11 protein-coding genes are annotated in these 21,569 nt (G+C 36.4%); 4 read left to right on the top strand and 7 right to left on the bottom strand.

Annotated features, from left to right (window positions below; all coding sequences use genetic code 11):
- Both A9G03_RS02785 and A9G03_RS02780 read right to left on the bottom strand, forming a co-directional pair.
- A partial coding sequence (locus A9G03_RS02785) for a hemagglutinin repeat-containing protein (RefSeq protein ID WP_065798346.1) occupies positions 1-9,513 on the bottom strand: 9,513 nt, incomplete at its 3' end.
- A 111-nt stretch (positions 9,514-9,624) separates the two neighbouring features.
- On the bottom strand, positions 9,625-11,325 hold the full coding sequence (locus A9G03_RS02780; protein ID WP_082209386.1) for a ShlB/FhaC/HecB family hemolysin secretion/activation protein: 1,701 nt from the start codon (positions 11,323-11,325) through the stop codon (positions 9,625-9,627).
- 461 nt (positions 11,326-11,786) lie between these two features.
- Here A9G03_RS02780 and suhB point away from each other — a divergent pair, with 461 nt between their 5' ends.
- On the top strand, positions 11,787-12,590 hold the full coding sequence (gene suhB / locus A9G03_RS02775; protein ID WP_065798345.1) for an inositol-1-monophosphatase: 804 nt from the start codon (positions 11,787-11,789) through the stop codon (positions 12,588-12,590).
- A gap of 82 nt (positions 12,591-12,672) precedes the next feature.
- Here the strand turns inward: suhB and A9G03_RS02770 are convergent, their stop codons facing one another.
- Positions 12,673-12,993: a winged helix-turn-helix transcriptional regulator gene (locus A9G03_RS02770; RefSeq protein WP_081297534.1), complete on the bottom strand. Its 321-nt coding sequence runs from the start codon at positions 12,991-12,993 to the stop codon at positions 12,673-12,675.
- A 198-nt stretch (positions 12,994-13,191) separates the two neighbouring features.
- Between A9G03_RS02770 and A9G03_RS02765 the strand changes: the two genes are divergently transcribed.
- Complete coding sequence (locus A9G03_RS02765; protein WP_065798344.1) at positions 13,192-15,381, top strand: heavy metal translocating P-type ATPase; 2,190 nt, start codon at positions 13,192-13,194, stop codon at positions 15,379-15,381.
- Between the two features lie 80 nt (positions 15,382-15,461).
- Here the strand turns inward: A9G03_RS02765 and tilS are convergent, their stop codons facing one another.
- The gene (tilS, locus tag A9G03_RS02760) at positions 15,462-16,748 is read right to left on the bottom strand and encodes a tRNA lysidine(34) synthetase TilS (RefSeq protein ID WP_065798351.1); all 1,287 of its coding nucleotides are present in this window, start codon (positions 16,746-16,748) and stop codon (positions 15,462-15,464) included.
- Positions 16,749-16,780: 32 nt separating this feature from the next.
- Complete coding sequence (gene metC / locus A9G03_RS02755; protein ID WP_065798343.1) at positions 16,781-17,998, bottom strand: cystathionine beta-lyase; 1,218 nt, start codon at positions 17,996-17,998, stop codon at positions 16,781-16,783.
- Between the two features lie 76 nt (positions 17,999-18,074).
- On the opposite strand from metC, the gene A9G03_RS02750 reads away from it, so the two are divergent.
- Positions 18,075-18,713, top strand: a complete 639-nt coding sequence (locus tag A9G03_RS02750) for a 4'-phosphopantetheinyl transferase family protein (protein ID WP_082209385.1) — start codon at positions 18,075-18,077, stop codon at positions 18,711-18,713.
- Positions 18,714-18,763: 50 nt separating this feature from the next.
- Here A9G03_RS02750 and ftnA read toward each other — a convergent pair whose 3' ends face one another.
- A complete protein-coding gene (gene ftnA, locus A9G03_RS02745; protein WP_065634437.1) occupies positions 18,764-19,282 on the bottom strand; it encodes a non-heme ferritin in 519 nt (172 codons plus the stop codon).
- Between the two features lie 94 nt (positions 19,283-19,376).
- Positions 19,377-20,147: a tyrosine-protein phosphatase gene (locus tag A9G03_RS02740; protein ID WP_065798341.1), complete on the bottom strand. Its 771-nt coding sequence runs from the start codon at positions 20,145-20,147 to the stop codon at positions 19,377-19,379.
- A 102-nt stretch (positions 20,148-20,249) separates the two neighbouring features.
- Between A9G03_RS02740 and pepB the strand changes: the two genes are divergently transcribed.
- Positions 20,250-21,530, top strand: coding sequence for an aminopeptidase PepB (pepB, locus tag A9G03_RS02735; RefSeq protein WP_065634439.1), 1,281 nt, complete (start codon positions 20,250-20,252; stop codon positions 21,528-21,530).
- Positions 21,531-21,569 lie beyond the last annotated feature (39 nt).

Here is a 21,569-nt window from a genome sequence, read left to right as displayed (position 1 = left end):
CGTGGCCAGTTTTGGTGCCAATGCACCAGCTACCGCACCGGTCATGTCGCCGGTGATTAAGCCATTGATGATATTAATCGCCATGTCGATGCCTTGACGGGTATTACTTCCCATCGCTGACATGCCTTCATTCATCGCTTTGTCGTAGGCTTCTTTATATATTTCTTGTTGTTCTTTGTCGGTTAACGGTTTATCGGATTTTTGTCTTTTGTCTTCTACCGCTTTTTTCGCCTCTTCTGTCGCTTTAATGCGGTCTATGGTGTTGAGCATGGTGAGTGTTTCACCACTAATTTCACTCACTAACCGGGTTTGGTCTATTTTGCTTTGTTCTTTTTCTTTATCAAAGATATGCTTAAGTTCATTACTGGCATGCTCAGTATCCCGACTTAACTCATTGATATCCTGCTTTTGTTCATTCTCATTGCGGATGATGATGGTGCCTTGGGACACCGCTGAATGCGTTATCGATTGTTCATTGTCTTTTTTATTATAACCGGCTGGCATTGATGGCATGCCAATGGTGCTGACGCCAACACTGCTGCTACTGACTTTATAATCCGCTTTATTTTCGATATCAGTAAAGCTAATTGTGCCCGTATCAAGTTTGTTTTTACCGGTATCTTCGGCTTCCGATGCAATCACCGCCCCTTTTAAGTCAGTATTATTACCAACTTTAATATCATACCCACCTTTACCTGCAAATATGCCTGACTGGTCTGTAACACTTTTCCAGTTGCTGTCCATTTTGGAGGTAGAATTAGCCGCATTAATACTGCTTGTACCGCCAAGTGAAAAACTGCCACCTACTGAGCTTGAGCTGTTTTTCATATGATATTCATCACTATCTTGTTGTGAGGTAATATTCAGGTCATGACCAATATCAGCAACAACGCTGTCGCCTTTTATCTGGCCAGCATTAATATTGGCATCATTGCCTGTTATCATCGTTAGCTTATTGCCGGCTTCTATAACACTTTCTGTCCAGTCTGTTCCATTCCCTTTTTCTCGAGATTTACTTTGACTGCCGCTGGCTGATATATTAAATCCATTCTTTTGACCACCAAAGTTATACCCGACACTTACCGAACCACTGCTACTTTTTTCTTTAGTATCGGTTTTAAACGTGTTTTCTTGGCCGATAATATTAATATCATGATTAGCGTTAATGGTTGCATTACGACCTGCTTGTACTTGACTGCCAATGACATTTATATCACCACTATTGCTTTCACCATTGCCTGTTGCAATGATAGAGACATCACGCCCCGCTGCAACCGATGAGCTAACCACGGTATGTTGTTCTTGATTAACCGTACGTTTGGTTTTTTCACTGCCAAGGCTAATATTAATGCCCACCGAAGCCTCAGGCACACCATCTTGTAAATTTGCTCCTGTTTCTAACGCCGCATTACCCGCTTGTAAGCCCGCTTTAATTTCCATTAATGCTTTGGTTTTATCATTGGTTTGCTCTTTGGCTTGTTGTAGTGTTTGAGTTGCGTTGTATATGTTACTGGCTGTACCCGAAACAGCAACGGTCACCCCTGTTTTTTGATATTTATACTCTTCTTTATGGGTAGTTTTAGCATCTAACGCTTCAATATTGACATTTTCACCTTGCATTTTAATATTTTGCTTAGCAATAATATCACTGCCTTCAACGTTAATATTTTTGCCCGCATGAATATTAACACTGCCGTCGGTACTGCCAACGACACTACCGACATAAGCTTGTTCGGTATCGGTTTGTTTTAGTGACTCTTTCTCTTTACCAATGGTAACACCAATACCACCACTGCTCATTAACCCTGATTTTTTCTTTTTTGTTTCTTCTTTTCGGTAATATGACTCTTCTGCGGCATTAACCGTAATATCTTTATCGGCATAGAGATTGACATCATGGGTACCAACTACCTGACTACCGGTTACGGTTAAATTATTGCCAGCACTAATAGTCACACTATCACCACTGAGCATACTCCCTTTTTGAGTCGTGTTATCAATTACGGTGTGTGATGTACTTGTGGTTTTGTTTAAAAAACCTTTTGATTTAGTTTTATGAAATTCATCTAAAAAGGCGGTTTCGGTTGAAGAGCCTATTTCAATATCATTGTCTGCAATTAAATTTAATCGATTCCCCGCTTCAATATCGACTGTTTTGGCATTGATGTTATTACCTGCAATAATATTTACATTATTGGCCGCACTTATTCCGGTGCCAACCACGCTTTTTTCATCTGTAATGCGATAATCTTTTTTTCTTCGGTAATCAAATTTTTCTTCAATGTCAGCTGTGGTAAATTGGACATCATGGCCCGCTTGTAACCAGGTTGTGCCTTGTTCGCCACTGTTAATTATCCAGCCAGCCTGGGATTTAATGTCATGTCCTGCATCGATTATTATATTGCCGTCATTTACCTGAATAATGCTGGTTTTATCAATATTGGTCAGTGAATTTCTTGCTTTTGTTTGGGTTCTTGTGCTGGATAATAAATTAATATCATTATCTGCTGATAAGTAAACTAATTTATCCCCCACCAACTTACCATAATTGGTAATATCATTTTCAGCCGTTACCCCAACTTTATTACCGTAAATAGATCCGGTATTGTTGACATTGTATCCATTTAATAAAACATTTTCTTTTGCCTGTATTAAACCTTTATTGTCAAGCTGTTCACCTTTTATAAATACATTTTCGCCTGAAATAAGTGCACCATCTGTACCTAGCTGTGTTCGATTAACAATATAGACTTGTGGAACCAACACATCGATGTTTTCACCATCAACGGTAATGGTTTTTTTCATTAACAAGATCATATCGGTGGTTATGGCTCTCATCTGCTCTGCCGATAGTTCAACACCCGGTACAATTCCATATTGATTTGCAAAACTTATCCCTGCATCCATTAATGCCTGATATTGTTCAAGATCTGAACGATAACCCTGAAGATAGCGATTACCTGTTAAGCCAATAATCTGCTCACGAATAAGTTGCTGTTCGTAATAACCATCACCTAATCGTTTTTGGATTGAGTTTGGATCCACTTTTAAGCGATTAAGCATATAGTCAGAACTCAGCCACTTTTTACGTTGTGTAAAACGTGGATCGGTTTCAACGATATAACTTGGATTATATTTATTGACAATCCATAAACTATTATCAGGCAGGGTAATAGTTGGATCATATGTACTAATAGTTTTGATTGGAGCCATTATGCTATCAGCTTGAGCGGATTCTGGCTCTTTGATTGGTGTTTTATCCGCTGTATTGTTGTTTATATGATCAGTAATAATATCTTGTAAATTATTATCAGGTTTTTGACTGATAGCCGTTACATTATCAAATTTATTTGTAGGTACTGCAATATTCGATATTTTGTCAACTTTCTTATCATTCGGGGTTAGTTTAATATCAGTATTGTGTATTGGTTGTACAGGCTTTGTAGCGACCTCTTTAATGTCATTGTTCACTGTAATTGGCGTCGGGGTATTTTCTACCTTAACTGTTTCACGCGGTACCTCTTTTAATTCAGTTTGTTCAAAGATTTTATGATCTAAAATATTAGAATTTAAACTATCATCATTGAATATTTCATCAGGTTTATCATAAGGGGTAGAGGTGGCTCTATAATCTTTTGTGTCATTTTTCCAATGCTCTATTTTATTGCCCGAATACACATATTTTGAAATAGTTTCTTGTGAATAGTTATTTAATTGTTGCACATTAATATTAACGGTTTTACCGGCTACAATTTTACTATCCTGATTATTTAATATTTGTCCCTTAATGACTATATTATTTGCAGCAGTGATTTTACCGGGATCTGTTTCTAGTACTACAGTGCGATATTTTGTTTTAATGATTTTGTAATGCCAAGAATTTGTACTTGTATAACCATCTTTTTTAATTTGGATTCGTGATAAAGCACCAGTCGGTCTTAAGTACTCGGGAATGTCTTTCCATAAATACCAACAGCCCTTATCGTGCTTCTCACAACCGTATGATTGAGGCCTTTTTCCTCTGAAGTATTTACTTCTGATACGATATAAAATCTCATCAGGTGAATATTTTTCAAGTCTACCACCAGCGATAAAATACTCCTCCATTTCTGGAGCTTCATCACTTTTGCGCATTTCGGTTATGATATGATCATTAATGTTATTAATTGCATTAGCATTAATATATAAATCGCCATGAGACTCAATATTTGCCGAGTGATTGTTGATGACATCTGCATTACCTGTCACATTTAAATTCTCATCAAGATCACCACCAATAATAAAATTGCCTAAGCTGAGTAACTGAGCGTGAGTATAATTATTTAAAGTGTTAACGCCTAAATGAAAATTTTGCCGAGCAGCAATCACCGGTGCCACACCATTTTGTGCACGATTATTAAGTATTGAAGCTTTTATTGCTAAATTATCAGCATATATTCGCCCACTTTCTAAGTTATCTAATACATTGGTGCGAATGACTGTTGTGTCACCATTAATTAAACCATAATTATTAATGGTTTGATGATTGAGTGCTAAATAGCCAGCGCTAATTTCTGATTGTTTTTCGTTAATTAATTGCTTACTTTCTAATGAAATTTGTCGGCCAGCAGTCATTTTATTTTTATTAATAATGTCTTTTTGCGTACGAATAGACAGATGACCATTGGTGGTTATTTCATTTTCATTAATAAAACTTTCATCTAAATCGAGCGATAACTCATTTTGACTTTTAATTACACCATCACCATGAAATGATTGTGTTTTTAAATAAATACTATCAGCAAGTAAATTTGCTTTACTATTGTCAAAATCTTTTGCGTTAATAATAAGGTAATGACTAGCATTTAATTTTGCGAATTGATTATTTAAATGGTCACTTTCAAGCATAATATTTTCTGCTAAATAATCTGATTGCTGATTATCCATACTTTGTGCTTTTATGCTTATGAGCCCATTAGTTTTTAATGTAGCTGCTTGATTATATAAATTTACGGCTTCTAATAAAATACCATTATTAGATAACAAGTTAGCATAGCTGTTATTGATATTATTTGATGCTTTAAGATTAATCAAGCCATTAGCTGTCATGCTGGCAGCGCTATTATCGATATTATTGGCAGCATTTAAAATAATATCTTGTTCTGAATCCATTTTAGCTTGCTGATTATTGATTGTTGTCGCATCAATATTAACCGAAGCTTTTGCTTGTAATTCACTATTTTGGTTATTGAATTGATTGGCTTTAATAGTAAGTGATTTTTCACTAACTAATTTAGCATATTGATTCATCAAGTCTTGTGCATTAATCGCTAAATCGCCTTTTGTAAATAATTTCGCCTGTTGATTATTCAGCGTACCTGCATCAATTGTTATTCCTTTTAGCCCCGATAATAGTAATGCCGATTGATTATCAAATTGGTTGGCTTTTAAGGTTATTTGCGCTTGTGATTGTATTGTCGCATTATTATTCTTAAGATTATCACTGATTACTGTAATTGCTTTTTCGGCAACTAAAATGGCATCACTATTGTCAAATTCTGGACTATTAATCGTAATTGAATCATCAGATTTTAGTACCGCTTCTTTATTGGTAAGGTAATGACTATTTATGTTGATAGATTGATTGCTAAATAATTTTGAGGCAGTATTATCAACGTTTTCACTCGTGATGTTGATATTTCCTTTACTACTTAACATCGCTTTTCGATTATCTAATTGCTTTGTATTGATAGTCAGTGATTGCCCACTCCCCATTTGGCTGCCGGCATTATCAATTTGTTCACTATTAATAATCATATCTTGATTAGCAACCCATTTCGCATTGCTATTTTTAAGAGTATGTGCATTAACGTTAATTTTACCTTGAGCACCGAGTTCTGTTGATTCAGTATTAAGCTTATCAGCATAAATATTGATATCATTATCACTCATTAACGTTGCATTATTATCAATCAATTCTGTTGTTGAAATGTCAAGGTTGCCAACACTATTTATTGATGATTCAGAACTCGTAATTGTGCCAGATTTCACACCTAAATATTGCAACGACGTTAGTACTGCTTTTTTGATATTTAATGCCTGTTGATTATCAATATTTAGATTACCTTTGCTTGTCATTTTAGCTTGATTAAGCGATGCAATTTGGCTTTTTAGCGTAAAATTACCTTCTGTAACATATTCTGCAGTGTCACTTATTAACTGCTTAGTATCAATATTGATATCACCTTTACTGGAAAGTTTAGCTTGGTTAAGTGACAAGTTTTGGCTGTTTAAATCTAAATTGCCTCCACTTACATACTGAGCATTATCACTTGCTAGCTCATTAGTTTTAATATTAATAGCTTGCTTAGCTTTAATTTCACTGTTTTGATTATTGACACTAGTAGCCGTTAGTTCAATCTTATCATTAGATAAAATAACGCTATGTTCATTATTAACATCGGTGGCATGAATATTAATAAATTGGTCTGCCCAAAATTTTGCATTAGTGTTAATAAAATTGTCTGTTGTAACATCAATAGCACCATCAGTAATCAATGTCGCATTAGCATTTTTTAGTGCATTATCTGCATTAATTTTAATGCCAGATTTAGTTTGTATTTGCGCCGAAGTATTGTCTATATCTTTAGCATTAATAACTAAACCACCACCAGATAATATTATTGCATCGCTATTATCAAGTTGCTCTGTTTCGATATTTAATTGCCCGGATTGTAGCGTTGTTTTTTTATTATTAATTTGCTGCGCGGTTAAACTAATTGTTCCCTCGCTGCTCCATTTGGCGTTTTGATTATTCAGTTGAGTAGTCTGCACTTTCATGCCACTTTTCGCATACATGGCCGAATTAGCGCTTTCAATTTGTTCTGCGTCAATCGTTAATTTTTGATTAGTAACTAGCTGAGCGGCGTTAAACGCTGCAAATTGTTTTGCATCAATCGTTAACTCTTTTTCTGCTTTTATCGTTGCATTATTGGCTTGGAGAGTTGTTGCATTAAATTGAATTTGGCCAGTTGATAATATTTCAGCATTATTATAAGTTTGTTGTTTTCCTATAATTGCTATGTCACCTTTAGCACCAACATTTGCTTTAGTTAAGTCAATATTCTGACTGTTAATTTGCATGTACTTTTGAGAATATAGATTTGCAGCGTTCGCAACAAGTTGTTCAGTTGCCGTCAAAGTGATTGCTTGATCTGACTGTATAACACTATTGTTACTTAATAATTTAGTCGTACGAAGGGTTAAATTTCCACCAGCAAAAAGTTCTGCCTCATCATTAACCATCTCTTGTGTATCAATATTTAATTGATCTTGCGATAACATTATGCTCGTTTTGTTATCAAACAATTTTGTTGCAAGAATATTAATATTGCTACCACTTTGCCATTTTGCATTCTGGTTATATAAGCTATTGCCTGAAAATGTTAAAGATTGACCAATTAATGTTGAGTTATTGTTATTTAATTGATTAAATTGATAATTTATTGTTCCAGTTGCTTTTTGTTGACTTGATTGATTATTAATAGAGTCAGATTTAACTGTAATATTTTTACCTGCTAACCATAGTGAACTACCACTTTGTAATTCGTGACTATCAACATTAAAATCACCCAACACATTTAGCTGGGAATTATTTAGCTGTAAATAATGACTGTTTAAAGATAAAGATTGTTCAGTGATTAATTGAAGGAAATCGGCGAAATAATTATTGGATTTAATATTAATCGCTTTTTTTGCCTGTATATTGGCTTGATTAGTGAATAAATTTTGAGCGCCAATATTGAGCTCTTGCTCAGTAATAAGCTGAAGTTTATTAGCATTGATTTGATCTGCAGATAAAGAAATAGCACCTTTAGCACTTAAATTCGCATTTTGCATTGCAATATCTGCTGCGTGCATAGTAATTTTTTGATTTGTTGCGAGTTTAGAATCGTTACCTTTAATATCATTAGCAGTAAAAGTTATGTCGCTTTCTGATATTAATTGGCTATTTTCATTAATAATTGAACCACTGGAGAATGTGATTCCTTTTTTAGTGATAATCGTTGAATTAGATGTATCTATGCTGTTTGAATTAATTACATCAAGTTGCTGTTCTGTTTGCAGCTGTGCAGCTTTAAGTGAAAGGCTGTTGCCAAACAATTCAATATGATTAGCATATGTTTGGCTATTATCGAGATTTAAAGCTTCTTTTGCGTTTAATAAAAGTTTTTCACTTGCGCTATTTTTACCATTAAAATTAATATTATTGGCTGATGCAAGAATAGTTCCCGGATTAGTTAGTTTTCCTTGATCGTTGACACCAGACACAACACGACTATTTTTACTACTATTTATTTTGTTTGCGTCAAGTGTAATATTATTTTGAGCAATTAAAGAGCCATCATTAACAATAGTTTGTTCACTTTTTAATTTAATATTTTGTTTGCTGTAAATTTGATTCTGGTTATTAATATCTTGCACACTATTGATATTAATACTTTGTTGAGCCTGAATTGCGCCTTGATTGGTGATTTTACCATCGGCACTGATAACGATACTGCCGGCACTGGCACCCAGTTCACCAGCATTATGCACACCCACCCCTTTTTCGGTACCAATCATACGAATACTATTAGCATACATTCCACCAAGCTGTGAAACATCAATCGAAACTTCCGGTTTATTGTCAGTAGCGTTATCTAGTGGGGTGATAGTTTGTGTATCGTAACTGACCTGATTACGACCGGTGATTACATTCGCTTCATTGGCCCATATTGCCGAGTTAATCGATACCGTACGTGCTATCAAATCAGTATAGTTTTGCCCGGAACTGTCAAGCCCTTTACCGGTTACGGTAATGTGTCCTTGTTCAACCTGGTAACCATTTATTTCACCATTATTGATAATCGGTTTACCGGTAGTGAGTGTCCCTCGACTGGCATTAATAAAACCACAACCATTACAGGTGATGCCGGAAGGGTTAGCAATAATAACCTCCGCTTTTTGACCGGCAACTTCAATCACCCCGTTTAATTGGCTGGGATTACGTGAATTGACTTCGTTTAATATGATTTTTGCCGGCCCGGTTTTATTTAATAGTTCATTACCTTGTACATAACCCGCAATTTGTGTTTGGCTGATTTTACTGCTGTTATTTAATATCGCACCTTGCTGTGATACATCAAATTGTTTGTATTTGTTATGCGATACCCCTTTATTGTTCGGGGTTTGAATGTTGACTTGTGTCACGCCATTCGCCGTTGATATCACTATCGGTTGTTGGTTGCGGCCAGCTTGGTTATCCGCCACTATTTGACTGCCATAAACCGGCGAAGTCAGCGTGACAAAACCCAGCGAAATAGATACGAATAAGCTTATCGGTTTGAGCGTTGCAAAAATAGATTCAATCGCTGTTTGTTGCGTATCTGTGGTGGTTTTTGCCTGACCATTTGCTGTTTTCGAAATGTCAGCAACCACCATTTGCATATTACGTTTTTTGTTAAAAATTACTCGGTATAAGCGCTTATTCATAATCTATTCCTATCCCTTATCTTTAGCTTTAGCTTTATTTTTATTTTTTATGTTTTTTATTTATTCGCTGTTAGTTATACACATAACACAACATACATCTTGTTATTCAACCTAATAATTCCACATCACACTAAAACCTAATGCCAGCGGATTGGTTTGAAAGCCTTTCGGTTTGCGAATTGGCATGCCAGCAAACAGGTCATAGTAAAAACCATAATTGTTTCCCCGTACTCCTAATACACCGCCGGTTAAATGTCGCCCTAGCAGATACTCACTTTTACCACCCGATACTTCACCGGTATCAAGACCTAAATAGGTTTCATGATTAAAGGGAGCTTGCCAGGCCAATTCATTACGAAGATACCAGCCGCGGTCTGCTCTTAATGTGAGCTCACCATCAAAGCCCCGAACACTCCAGCGCCCACCAATAGAAAACTGGTCCGGTGAAGTTAAGTGTGAGCCACGCGTATATTGTCCCTGATAATCTAAACGATAACGAAAGTGCTGTTCACCTAAGGTGAAAGGGACATTGGTAGAAAAGTTAACTAAGAAAATATCTGACAAGGCGCTGCCATTGTCTTCCGGGTTGTACTCCTCTGGTGCTTTTTTTGCATTAAACCAACGAACCCCTTTTTGGTAAGTGACGCCGGCATCAATAGTAATATTGTCAATGTAATGCCGGTGAGCAATGCCCAATTGCCAGCTTGTGGTTTTTCGTTGTTGGATTTCAATCTCGGTATTATCAACATAGTTATGTGACTGACGTAACATTAGGCCATAACTTAATGTGGTTTTTTGTGACTCATTTCGATGCAGCACATAACTCAGTTGTATATTGGCATTGCGGCTGCGACCACTGTACTGGTAATCCTGATTTTGACCTGCCACATTTTGATGATATTTATTGCCTGACAAAGATGCACTTAACGACCAGTAACCAAACGGGACTGAATAAGACAGTAAATAGTTGCGTGAGCCATATTTACCTTTTCCATTAATATCATGCCCACCTGAGGCATAAAAGGAATCACTTAGCGATAAGGGATTATCTAAGTAAAATGTCACCCCGCCTTGGTCTCGTCCTGTTGTCTTGGTCCCTGAATCATCAACTGACAACCCCAGTCGCCACATCTTGCTTTGTTTGCGGCTAATAACAATATCGCTTTCGCCCGGTTTATCACCCGGCACTAACTTCATTTGAGCACTCACTGTCGGTAATCGTTGTAAATTTTCAAGTCCTTGCTCTATATCCCGTAAATTCAGAAGATGATTTTCGCGTGCTGGCATGGCTGTATAAAGCTGGGCATAGTTATCACTATCATCACTGTAATAAATATGCCGGGTTTTACCTTCAACCAATAATAGTTGCAACTTACCACTTGCCAAATCTTGTTCTGGCGCCACCACTCGCGTGGTGATATAACCATAGCTAATCAGTCTGTCTTGTATTGCTTTCATCAATAAATTAACACCTTGCGAGCCTAAGCAGTGGTGCTCAGCTTGTTTAGCCAATTTATTTAAGGGAATAAACCAGGGTAATTTATCCCGCTCAAGTAACTGCACTTGATTGATAACAAAACATAATGATTCAGTAGGAAAATTAAGTTCACCTGTGTGGGTTGAGGGCGGTAATAAACGGATATCGGGAGTGGCGGGCGTCAATGTTTCTTGTAAAGCTTTGTCGCGCTCTTGTTGATGAATAAGCTGCTCATCACTAATAACTTTTATCGGTGGCGGCTCGGCGAATAATAAACAAGACGGCGAAATAGTAATGACAGCCGTTAATACAAAATTTTTTACGGAGAAAGACATAATCACAACGCTACAAAATAGACACATAAAACCATGTCGGCCATACTAATGAGTAATAACCGATATGTATACACAGGTTGTAAATTCGGTGTAAATGTTTGTGATTTTACTGTAAGTTTTATGTAAATATTAATAAGTTGATTGAGATATAACGTCCTGAATTTAAATCAAACCAATAAATAAAAAGTTAAATACTGCGTTTGTTATTGGCGTTGAAAATGGGATTGTTAATCGAAATAAAAATGCTTTTCGTTGTTAACTTTTGGATTTTATATCACATCCCTCCTCACATTTTCTGCTAGCATTAAAATTTGTGATTTTTAATATTTTATTTATCAAACCTAACATATTCTGGCAATAAAGCGGCAAAACCTTTATACTATGCCGTCATTATGGGTATCACTCTATAGAGTTTTACTAAAATACTCCGTTCTTTAACATCATCAATTGGAAAAAAATTTATGCATCCGATGCTTAATATTGCTATTCGTGCTGCTCGTAAAGCAGGTAATGTTGCCATTAAGGCTTATGAAAACCCAAGTTCAATCGAAATTGATACTAAAGGTGCTAACGATTTTGCCACTAATGCAGATCGTGCTGCTGAATCACTTATTATTGAAACAATCAAAAAAGCGTATCCTGATCATACCATTATCGCTGAAGAAAGTGGTTTAGCTAAAGGTAGTGATGCCGATACGCAGTGGATAATTGACCCAATTGATGGTACGACCAATTTTATTAAAAATATCCCACATTTTGCGGTTTCTATTGCAGCTCGAGTTAAAGGCAAAACAGAAATTGCCGTTGTATACAATCCTATGAGTAACGAGCTGTTTACCGCAGCGCGAGGTAAAGGTGCACAGCTTAATGGTTATCGTATTCGTGTTAGCAATGCTAAAGACCTTGAGAGTAGTGTGCTCGCAACGGCATTCCCATTTAAAGTTAAACAATACAGCGATAGTTATTTTGCGGTATTGCAAAAATTATTTGTAAGATGTGGTGATTTTCGTCGTAGTGGGTCTGCCGCGTTAGATTTAGCTTATGTAGCAGCGGGTCGTTTGGATGGCTTTTTTGAAATTGGTTTAAAACCTTGGGATATCGCCGCAGGCGAGTTAATTTTACGTGAAGCAGGTGGCGTTATCACCGATTTTGCTGGTGGCAATAATTATATGGTATCGGGCAATATTGTGGCGGGTAATCCTCGTGTGGTCAAAGATTTGTTAGTTTCGACTCAAAACGATTGGCCAGAAAATTTGCGTAATTAATTATACTTTCTTTATTTGAAATGCAGGGTTGTATCCTTGCATTTTTTTTATATTAGTCATCAACTACAAAAAGTCATTTTCGTTATTTTGCGTCATCTAATGACGTCATTGAGCAATTAACGTGTAAACCTTGATTGTTTAAATAGTCACTACCCCATATATACATTGATTCAAGTACTGGTTTAATGCTTTTGCCGAAGTTTGTTAAAGAATATTCAACTTTAGGTGGTACCACTGGAAAAACTTGTCGATGAATTAAGCCATTAGATTCAAGTTCGCGTAGTTGTTGGGTTAGCATTTTAGCTGTAGCTGTAGGGATTTCTTTACGTAACTCAGAAAATCTTAAGGTAGTTTTAGCCATAAGTTTCCATAATATGAGCGATTTATATTTACCACCAATCATATTGATGGTGGCATCAACAGGGCAATAGGTTATTGTTTGTTGTTTGTTTCCACAGCAGCTTTTATTGATGGATTTATTTTTCACTTAATTATCTTGATAGTATCTTTTTAGGTAGTATATATCAAAAAAGTGCATTCTTGTTAAAAGGATAATTAATACTACAATATGTACCACACCAAAAATTAAGGGATGTGTTAAATGAAAACTGTCGAATACCATTTTTTTGTTGAGGATATGAGCTGTGCATCATGCGTTAGTCGAGTTGAAAAGGCACTGAGAAAGATTGATGGTGTCATTGATGTTAGTGTTAATCTTGCGACTGAAAAAGCAACTGTTAATGCAAATTCGAATGTTAAATTAGACACGTTGATGTCAGCTGTGGACAATGCCGGTTATCATGCGGTAAAAATTACTGATCAACAAATGCACCATAAAGATGTTGATAAGCAAGCTTCACTTTGGCCTATTGTTTTGTCTATTATCTTGTCTGTACCTTTTGTTATCCCTATGTTACTTGAACCGTTTGACATTAATTTGATGCTACCTGCTTGGTTGCAATTTATTCTTGCTTCGATTGTGCAATTTGGACTAGGTGGTAAGTTTTATCGCAGTGGGTTTAATGCGTTAAAAGCATTGACTGGTAATATGGATTTATTAGTCGCGATTGGTACCAGTGCCGCTTATGGCTTGTCGTTATATCAGCTTATTAATGGTCATTATGATCACCTATATTTTGAATCATCAGTGGTGATTATTACCTTAATTTTGATTGGTAAGTGGTTAGAGCAGAGAGCTAAGCATCAAACAACCCAAGCAATTGAAGCACTTTCAGCTTTACGACCAGAGATGGCATTAGTCAGGCAAGGTAATCAAGAAGTGAATGTACCGATCGACCAGGTAAAAGTAAATGATATTGTGGTGATTAAACCCGGTGAACGTATTGCTGTTGATGGTATTGTCATTGAAGGTTCATCAAGTAGTGATGAGTCGATGTTAACAGGGGAAAGCTTTCCTGTAACTAAATCCGTTAATGATGTTGTTACTGGGGGGACAATTAATGGTGAAGGGTTGCTGATAGTGAAAACCACCGCAATCCAAGCTGACTCAATGCTTTCAAAAATTATAAATATGGTTGAATCAGCCCAAGCTAAAAAAGCACCAATTCAGCGAATTGTAGATCGTATCAGTGCGATTTTTGTACCGGTGATTTTGGTTATTGCATTGGTGACCTTGCTGTTTTGGGGAATAGTTTATCATGATTGGCAACAAGCCTTGCTTCACGCTGTTGCAGTATTGGTTATTGCGTGTCCATGTGCTTTAGGATTGGCAACACCTACTGCGATTATGGTGGGAACGGGAACGGCGGCTCGTCAGGGGATTTTAATTAAAGATGCCGAAGCGTTAGAAACGCTGCACAATATTAATACGATCGCATTTGATAAAACCGGTACGTTAACAGTAGGTAAACCTGAATTAGTGGAAATTGATGTTGTCGGTACTGAAACACCTGAGCAAATTTTATCAATTGCGGCATCAATGCAAGCCGGAAGCGAGCATCCTTTAGCTAAAGCGATGTTATCTAAAGCTAAACACGATAATTATGCACAAAATATTACCTCAGTAGCCGGTTCAGGGATTATGGCAACGATTGACAATACCGAATACTATTTAGGTAGTTTACGCTGGATGAAATCATTAAATGCCTATTTTGTGAATATGGATGATAAAATCAATGAACTTACCGGTAAAGGTTACACTATTTCATTTTTGGCTAAACAACAATCAGAAAATCAGGTCGTGATTTTGGCTTTATTTGGTTTTTCTGATGTCATTAAACCTGAAGCCAAAAATGCAATTGAAGCATTACATCAATTGCATGTTACCAGTGTTATGTTAACTGGCGATAATCAGCAGGCGGCTAATTATGTCGGGCAGCAATTAAGTTTAGATAAAGTGATTGCTGAAGTTTTACCGCAAGATAAAGCAAACTATATTTATCAATTACAGAAAGAGAGCCATAGTGAGCATAATAATTTAGTTGCCATGGTCGGCGATGGTATTAATGATGCCCCTGCATTGGCAGCCGCAGATATTGGTATTGCTATGGGAACCGGTACCGATGTTGCTATGCATACGGCGAGTATTACATTAATGCGTGGTAATTTATATCTTATTGCTGATGCCATTGATATTTCGCGTCGAACATATAATAAGATTAAACAAAATCTTTTTTGGGCGTTTTTCTATAATTTAATTGGCATTCCCTTAGCTGCTTTAGGATTTTTAAATCCTATGATTGCAGGTGCTGCCATGGCTTTGAGTAGCGTTAGTGTGGTAACAAATGCATTATTGCTTAAACGTTGGAAAGCGAGAGCCGATAACCAATAACGGTCGTTGAATTAAGGCGGCCGTTTATGCCGCCTTATTGGGTCTTATTGCAATAGGTTTATTCGTTAAGGAATTATCATTTAGGTCAAACTAAAATGGATTTGCGATCCTTTTCCTTGTTCAGTAATAAATACGCCGACAGCGCAAATTATTTGTTCATTATAATAAACTAAAGGAATGCGGGTACGCATCCAAGGTGGGATATGGTGCTCTTGCCATAATTTCTTGATTGCCCTTGAACCCTGACGATTGACAATTTTTAGCTGTCCTTGTGCATGAAAGCGTACAGTTACATCTTCGTCGGCACGAGGTAAGCGGCAATTTAAGTTGTGCTTATTATTAACGTGTAATTCACCAATATGATCAGGTAAGACTAACGATGACGATAAATCCCATTTAAGCACGTGTTGTTCAATATTTTGATATAGTGGCAATAGGTAGAGTTGATTTTGGTAACGGCGGATTTGTTTATTATGCAAAATAAATTGTGGATTGGCATCGTCTTTCGCTTGCGCAACAGTTTGCCAAATTAATGTGAGCTGTTTTTGGCTTGGCATGATGACTTGTTGGTGCCGAAGCCACATTCGTAAAATAGCATTGCGTTTATATTCGCTATAATCAAACAGGGGTTTTAAGCGTAGCTGACCTTGAACGGTGATCACTTGTTGATAATCGGACAGTAATAGCTCGTTAATTAAGGCTTCTTGTTGTTGACATAATTCGGCACTTCGAGCGACCATTTGCGGAAAATGTGGCCAACGTTGATTGATGATTGGTAAAACATTTAAACGTAAAAAATTGCGATCGTAATGGTCATCTTGATTACTTTCATCTTCTATCCAAGTTAGCTGATTTTGATTCGCATAAGTTTCTATCTGTTTACGTGATATCGATAATAATGGACGAAGATGTTGTCCATTTTCGATGGGCATAGCAGAGAGTCCAGCAGGACCACTACCTCGCTTTAAGGCCAATAAAAAAGTTTCGCACTGATCATCAAGATGTTGGGCAGTGCAGAGTTTTTCATTAGTTTTTAAATTCTGATAAATTGCTTGATAGCGGGCCTCTCTAGCTTGTTCTTCGATATTACTGTTCATATCATCAAGCTTAACTTTTTCAATAATTATAGGTACTTGCCATATTTGGCATTGTTGTGCGCAGTGGTTTGCCCAGTTATCGGCATTATGACTTAAACCATGATGAATATAAATAGCCCTAATTTGTAAGTTGGGTAAAAGCTGTTTTTTCAACATTACCAATACATGCAGTAACACCGTCGAATCGACGCCACCACTGAAAGCCACGAGTAGTGCATTACTGCCTTTTAAATGATGTAAAACGGTTTGTTTTATTACGTCATCAAGCATTGGGTTGTGTGCATTATTCATATTACAGTTAATTATATTAAGCTTGTTAGCGCAGTAGTTTTGATTTTATCAAGTTTTATTCTATCTAAACCGGCAGCTAAATCGGCAATTAAATCATCAGGATCTTCAAGACCAATATGCAGACGAATTAATGTTCCAGTAAAGTCGACACCTGATACCGGTCTAATTTTTGCTAATTCTTCAGGTTGGTTTGCTAAAATTAATGATTCAAATCCTCCCCATGAATACGCCATGGTAAAATGGTTTAAATTATCCAAAAAATCAGCTAATTGTATGTCGGTTAAGTGGTCTTTAAGAACAAACGAAAATAAACCACTTGCACCACTAAAATCACGTTTAAAAAATTCATGTCCTTTACAACTTTCAAGTGCAGGGTGATTAACAGTTGCCACTTTTGGGTGACCAGCAAGCCATTTAGCAACTTTTAAGCCGTTTTCATGATGTTGTTTGAGTCTAACTGCTAAGGTACGTAATCCACGCGCCGCCATATAGGCCGTATCGGCATCGCACATTTGTCCCATTAAATAAGAACGTTCTCGTAATCTATCCCAACATCTATCATTGGCAACAGCAGTTCCTAACATACCATCTGAGTGTCCAATAAGATATTTGGTACCTGATTGAATTGAGATATCGATACCATGTTCTAATGCTTTAAATAATATCCCAGCACCCCATGTATTATCTATCATAATGATGATTTCAGGATTAACACTTCGAATGGCCTTAACAATTGCCGGTATGTCTTGAACTTCCATAGTGATTGAACTTGGTGACTCTAAAAATACCACTTTGGTATTAGGTTTGATATGGTTGGTAATATAACGGCCAATTAAAGGTGAAAAGTAATCAGTTTCAACCCCCATATCTTTTAAAATATGTTCACAAAATTCTTGGGTTGGCTCATAACTTGCTTCGGATACTAAGATATGATCCCCAGTTTTGACAAAAGCTAGAATCGAATTAGCAATGGCAGCAGCGCCGCAAGGGTAAAGATAGCAACCAGCTCCACCTTCAATTTCAATCATAGCATCTTGCAGAGCAAAGTGGGTTAATGTGCCACGTCGTCCATAAAATAGTGCACCATTTGTACGATTTTCTGCTGCTTCTTTTTTGGCTGCAAGAGTATCAAAAACTAATGAAGAGGCTCGTTGAATAACGGAATTCACTGCACCTTGGGTATAGCGTTGTTTTCGTCCTGCATGAACTAATTTTGTTGGTAATGACATAATCAATCCTAGGTTAGGGATAAATTTTAATAACAGTTAGCATAGCATGCTGTTAAAATAGTAAAAAATAATTTTTATGAATAGTTGTTTTCTGATAATGCTAATAACTCAACTGGCTAACCTAAATCATGCAATAATCGATTTTTCGTTATTACCTGAGCAAATTGTTGATTACGCAAATAAATTGCATGGTCAACGCAAAAGGCAATTTTTAGTTTGTCGTTCAATCTTAGCGCAGTTACTCAAACAACATTATAGTGTTGATATTTTACCCGAAATGGTCATTGGTGATAATAGTCGGCCCCGTTTTTTAGATTGCTCGTTTCCTGATTTTAATATTAGTCATAGTGGGGACTGGGTTGCTGTAGCGGTTGCATTATCAGGAAAGGTGGGTGTTGATATTGAGGTAGACAGGCCGCGAAAAAATTACCTCAATGTCGCTAAACATTTTTTTACTGATGATGAGTACCAATGGATGATTAACCAAAAGGATACATTATTGGCCTTTTGGCAGCTTTGGACGTTGAAAGAATCGGCATTAAAACTTTATGCTAAAGGCGTTTGGCAAATAAAATCAGTCAATGTTAATGTAGAAAATCACTCTATTTGTGCCCCTTTTGGACAGCATTTCTATTTTCATTATCAACAGCTGTCAGGTATTCATCTTGCGGTTAATTGTGATAATCCTATTACCAATATTGTTGTAAAATCCTAATTATCATAATCTGTTACCCTTTTAGGGTAACAGTTATTACAAATATTTTATTATTCGTTTGTGGTGAGTAATCCTGACTCACTTAAGGTTTTATTAAAGTCTTTATCCATAAAGAATAAGTCACGTTTATTTTCGCCTACTAATTCAAGTTTATCAACAATGGTTTTAAATAGCTTTTCTTCTTCATGCTGTTCTGATACATACCATTGTAAAAAATTGAAAGTTGAAAAATCTTTTTGAGTAAGGGCATAATCGACCAGTGAGTTGATTGCTTTGGTAATGGTTAATTCATGCTGATAGGCTGCTTTAAATACATCGAGTAACGATTTATATTTTGCTTCTGGTGCATCAATTTTTCCAATTAATGCAAGTGAACCACAATCTAAAACATAATCAAACAAACGTTCCATATGTTTGCGCTCTTCACCGGCATGATCTCGTAAAAATTTTCCAAAAGAGGGAAAATTTTGGTCATCACACCAAGCACTCATTTGTAAATAAAGATTTGAAGAATAAAATTCTAGATTCAGTTGGTCATTAAGTTTTTTGACCATTTGTGTTGTTAACATCTGACTTTCCTCTCATTGCTATTTTATTATTCCACGTTTTTTAAACGTGGTTATTATATAAACATTAGCGAATTAGCTAGTTGGTTTAAATTGATTAAACTAAATAAATTTGTTGTAGGTTTTTTTTGTTCTTTTCGTCTAATTGGTACTCTTTGGCTAACCAATTGTCGATGGTTTGATAACGCTGTTTAATTTCATTTATCGCGGCAGTTAAGAACTCTTTTTTGGCAGAAAATATGATTTTGTACTTGTCTAATTCTTCCTGCGTAAATTTATTTTTATATTGATTAAGTGTTTCTTCACGAAAAGTTTGTAAGCATTGTTCCGTAAATAGATAGTCTTGCATGACATCTTCTTCACTCACGCCTAACGCAAAAAGTGTTAGCGCGACACCAATGCCGGTTCTATCTTTACCAACTGCACAGTGCTGAACTAATGGTTTACCATTAGCGTTAAGTAAAAGTGAGATTAATTGTTGATAAGCCTGATTATTAAACGGAAGTAACTGATAAAGTTTTATCATAAAATCAAATGGTGAATATTTTTTTAAAATAAAGATATCATCATAATCACTAGTTAAACTTGCAGTAATTTCGTTACTTAATGGATTAGCTGGGACATTAATATATTGAGTATTAGCCCATAAATTATCGGGACAGCGATCGATTTCATGCTGATCACGATAATCTAAAATATGATGAAGCTTTAATTGGTTAGATAAAATGTCTTTTTCATCTTCAGTTAAGCGAGAAAAGTCACCAGCACGGTATAACAACCCCGATCGAATTTGACGTCCGTCGATTGTCTTGATTCCACCTAAATCACGAAAATTGATACTGTTTTTGATAGGGATAACTGATGTCATTGCCGCTCCTTATTTATTCTTAACTTCGCTTGCTATATTAACATGTTTCTGATTAGAATTAAGTCAATGTTTTGTCGTTTGATAATCAATGAGGTTTTTAATATGTCGATGTTATCTATTTTTCTTTCAAATGAACCTGCTAAAGCGCAGTGGGGCAAAGATGCCTTACTCAGTTTTTCTGATGATGCTATAACAATACACTATAAGTCGGAACATCGCTTAGGCGCAATTCAGCGAGCCGGTCGCAAATTGGATAACCAAGGCATTAAAGCGGTGAAATTGAGTGGTGAAGGTTGGGATTTAGAAGCGTCTTGGCATTTTTGGTTAGGTTACCGTAATGCCAAAAAAAACAATAAAGTGACGTGGGCAAAACTCAATAGCAAAGAAAAAGCAGAACTTAAATATCGTTTGGATATTATTGATTGGTGCCGTGATATTGTTAATCAACAAGCCGAAACCTTAAGCCCTTTTGAATTAGCAACACAAAGTGCAAAATTAATTAGTGCATATTCATCTGATGTGACTTATAAAATTATTTCAGGCGAAGCCTTAAAAGAACAAGATTATATGGGAATTTATACTGTTGGCAAAGGTTCAGATAGACCAGCCGCATTGCTTGAACTTGATTATAATCCGAGCAAAGATCCTAAAGCACCGATTATTGCTTGTTTAGTAGGTAAAGGTATTACCTTTGATTCTGGTGGTTATAGTTTAAAACCAAGCAGTTTTATGGAGTCAATGCGTGCTGATATGGGCGGAGCTGCACTGGTGAGTGGCGCGTTAGCATTAGCGATAGCTCGTGGGGTGCAACACCGTATTAAGCTTTATTTATGTTGTGCAGATAATTTAGTCAGTGGTAATGCGTTTAAATTAGGCGATATTATTCATTATCGTAATGGCAAAACAGTTGAGGTTGATAACACAGATGCGGAAGGACGCTTAGTGTTAGCTGATGGATTAATTTGCGCAGATAATGATAAACCACACTATATTATTGATTGTGCCACGCTAACAGGCGCTGCAAAAATTGCGGTAGGTAATGATTATCAGTCATTGTTATCATTCGATGATTCATTTGCTAATCGGCTAATTGACAGTGCGACTACTGAGCACGAAGCATTTTGGCGATTACCGTTAGCTGAGTTTCATCGTTCACAATTTCCATCATCCTTTGCGGATATGGCTAACTCTGGCTTACCTAATACCGCAGGTGCTAGCACTGCAGCGGCATTTTTATCGCATTTTATAAAAAATTATAAACAAAATTGGTTACATATTGACTGCTCAGCCACATTTCGTAAAAGTGCAACATCCTTATGGGCAACAGGGGCAACCGGAGTCGGTGTTCGCGCTATAGCGCATTTATTAAGTCAACTTAACTAGGATTGAAAAAAACCACTGTAGAAGTGGTTTTTTATATTT

Source organism: Gilliamella sp. wkB171, assembly GCF_001693755.1.
GTDB lineage: Bacteria > Pseudomonadota > Gammaproteobacteria > Enterobacterales > Orbaceae > Gilliamella > Gilliamella apicola_F.
This window is presented reverse-complemented; position numbering and strand designations above follow the sequence as displayed.

Bases quoted from the DNA above. Each gene is read 5' to 3' on its own strand.
- pepB (WP_065634439.1), top strand. From the start codon at position 20,250: ATGTCGATGTTATCTATTTTTCTTTCAAATGAACCTGCTAAAGCGCAG.
- A9G03_RS02750 (WP_082209385.1), top strand. From the start codon at position 18,075: ATGAATAGTTGTTTTCTGATAATGCTAATAACTCAACTGGCTAACCTA.
- A9G03_RS02780 (WP_082209386.1), bottom strand. From the start codon at position 11,325: ATGTCTTTCTCCGTAAAAAATTTTGTATTAACGGCTGTCATTACTATT.
- metC (WP_065798343.1), bottom strand. From the start codon at position 17,998: ATGTCATTACCAACAAAATTAGTTCATGCAGGACGAAAACAACGCTAT.
- tilS (WP_065798351.1), bottom strand. From the start codon at position 16,748: ATGCTTGATGACGTAATAAAACAAACCGTTTTACATCATTTAAAAGGC.
- A9G03_RS02765 (WP_065798344.1), top strand. From the start codon at position 13,192: ATGAAAACTGTCGAATACCATTTTTTTGTTGAGGATATGAGCTGTGCA.
- ftnA (WP_065634437.1), bottom strand. From the start codon at position 19,282: ATGTTAACAACACAAATGGTCAAAAAACTTAATGACCAACTGAATCTA.
- suhB (WP_065798345.1), top strand. From the start codon at position 11,787: ATGCATCCGATGCTTAATATTGCTATTCGTGCTGCTCGTAAAGCAGGT.
- A9G03_RS02740 (WP_065798341.1), bottom strand. From the start codon at position 20,147: ATGACATCAGTTATCCCTATCAAAAACAGTATCAATTTTCGTGATTTA.
- A9G03_RS02770 (WP_081297534.1), bottom strand. From the start codon at position 12,993: ATGATTGGTGGTAAATATAAATCGCTCATATTATGGAAACTTATGGCT.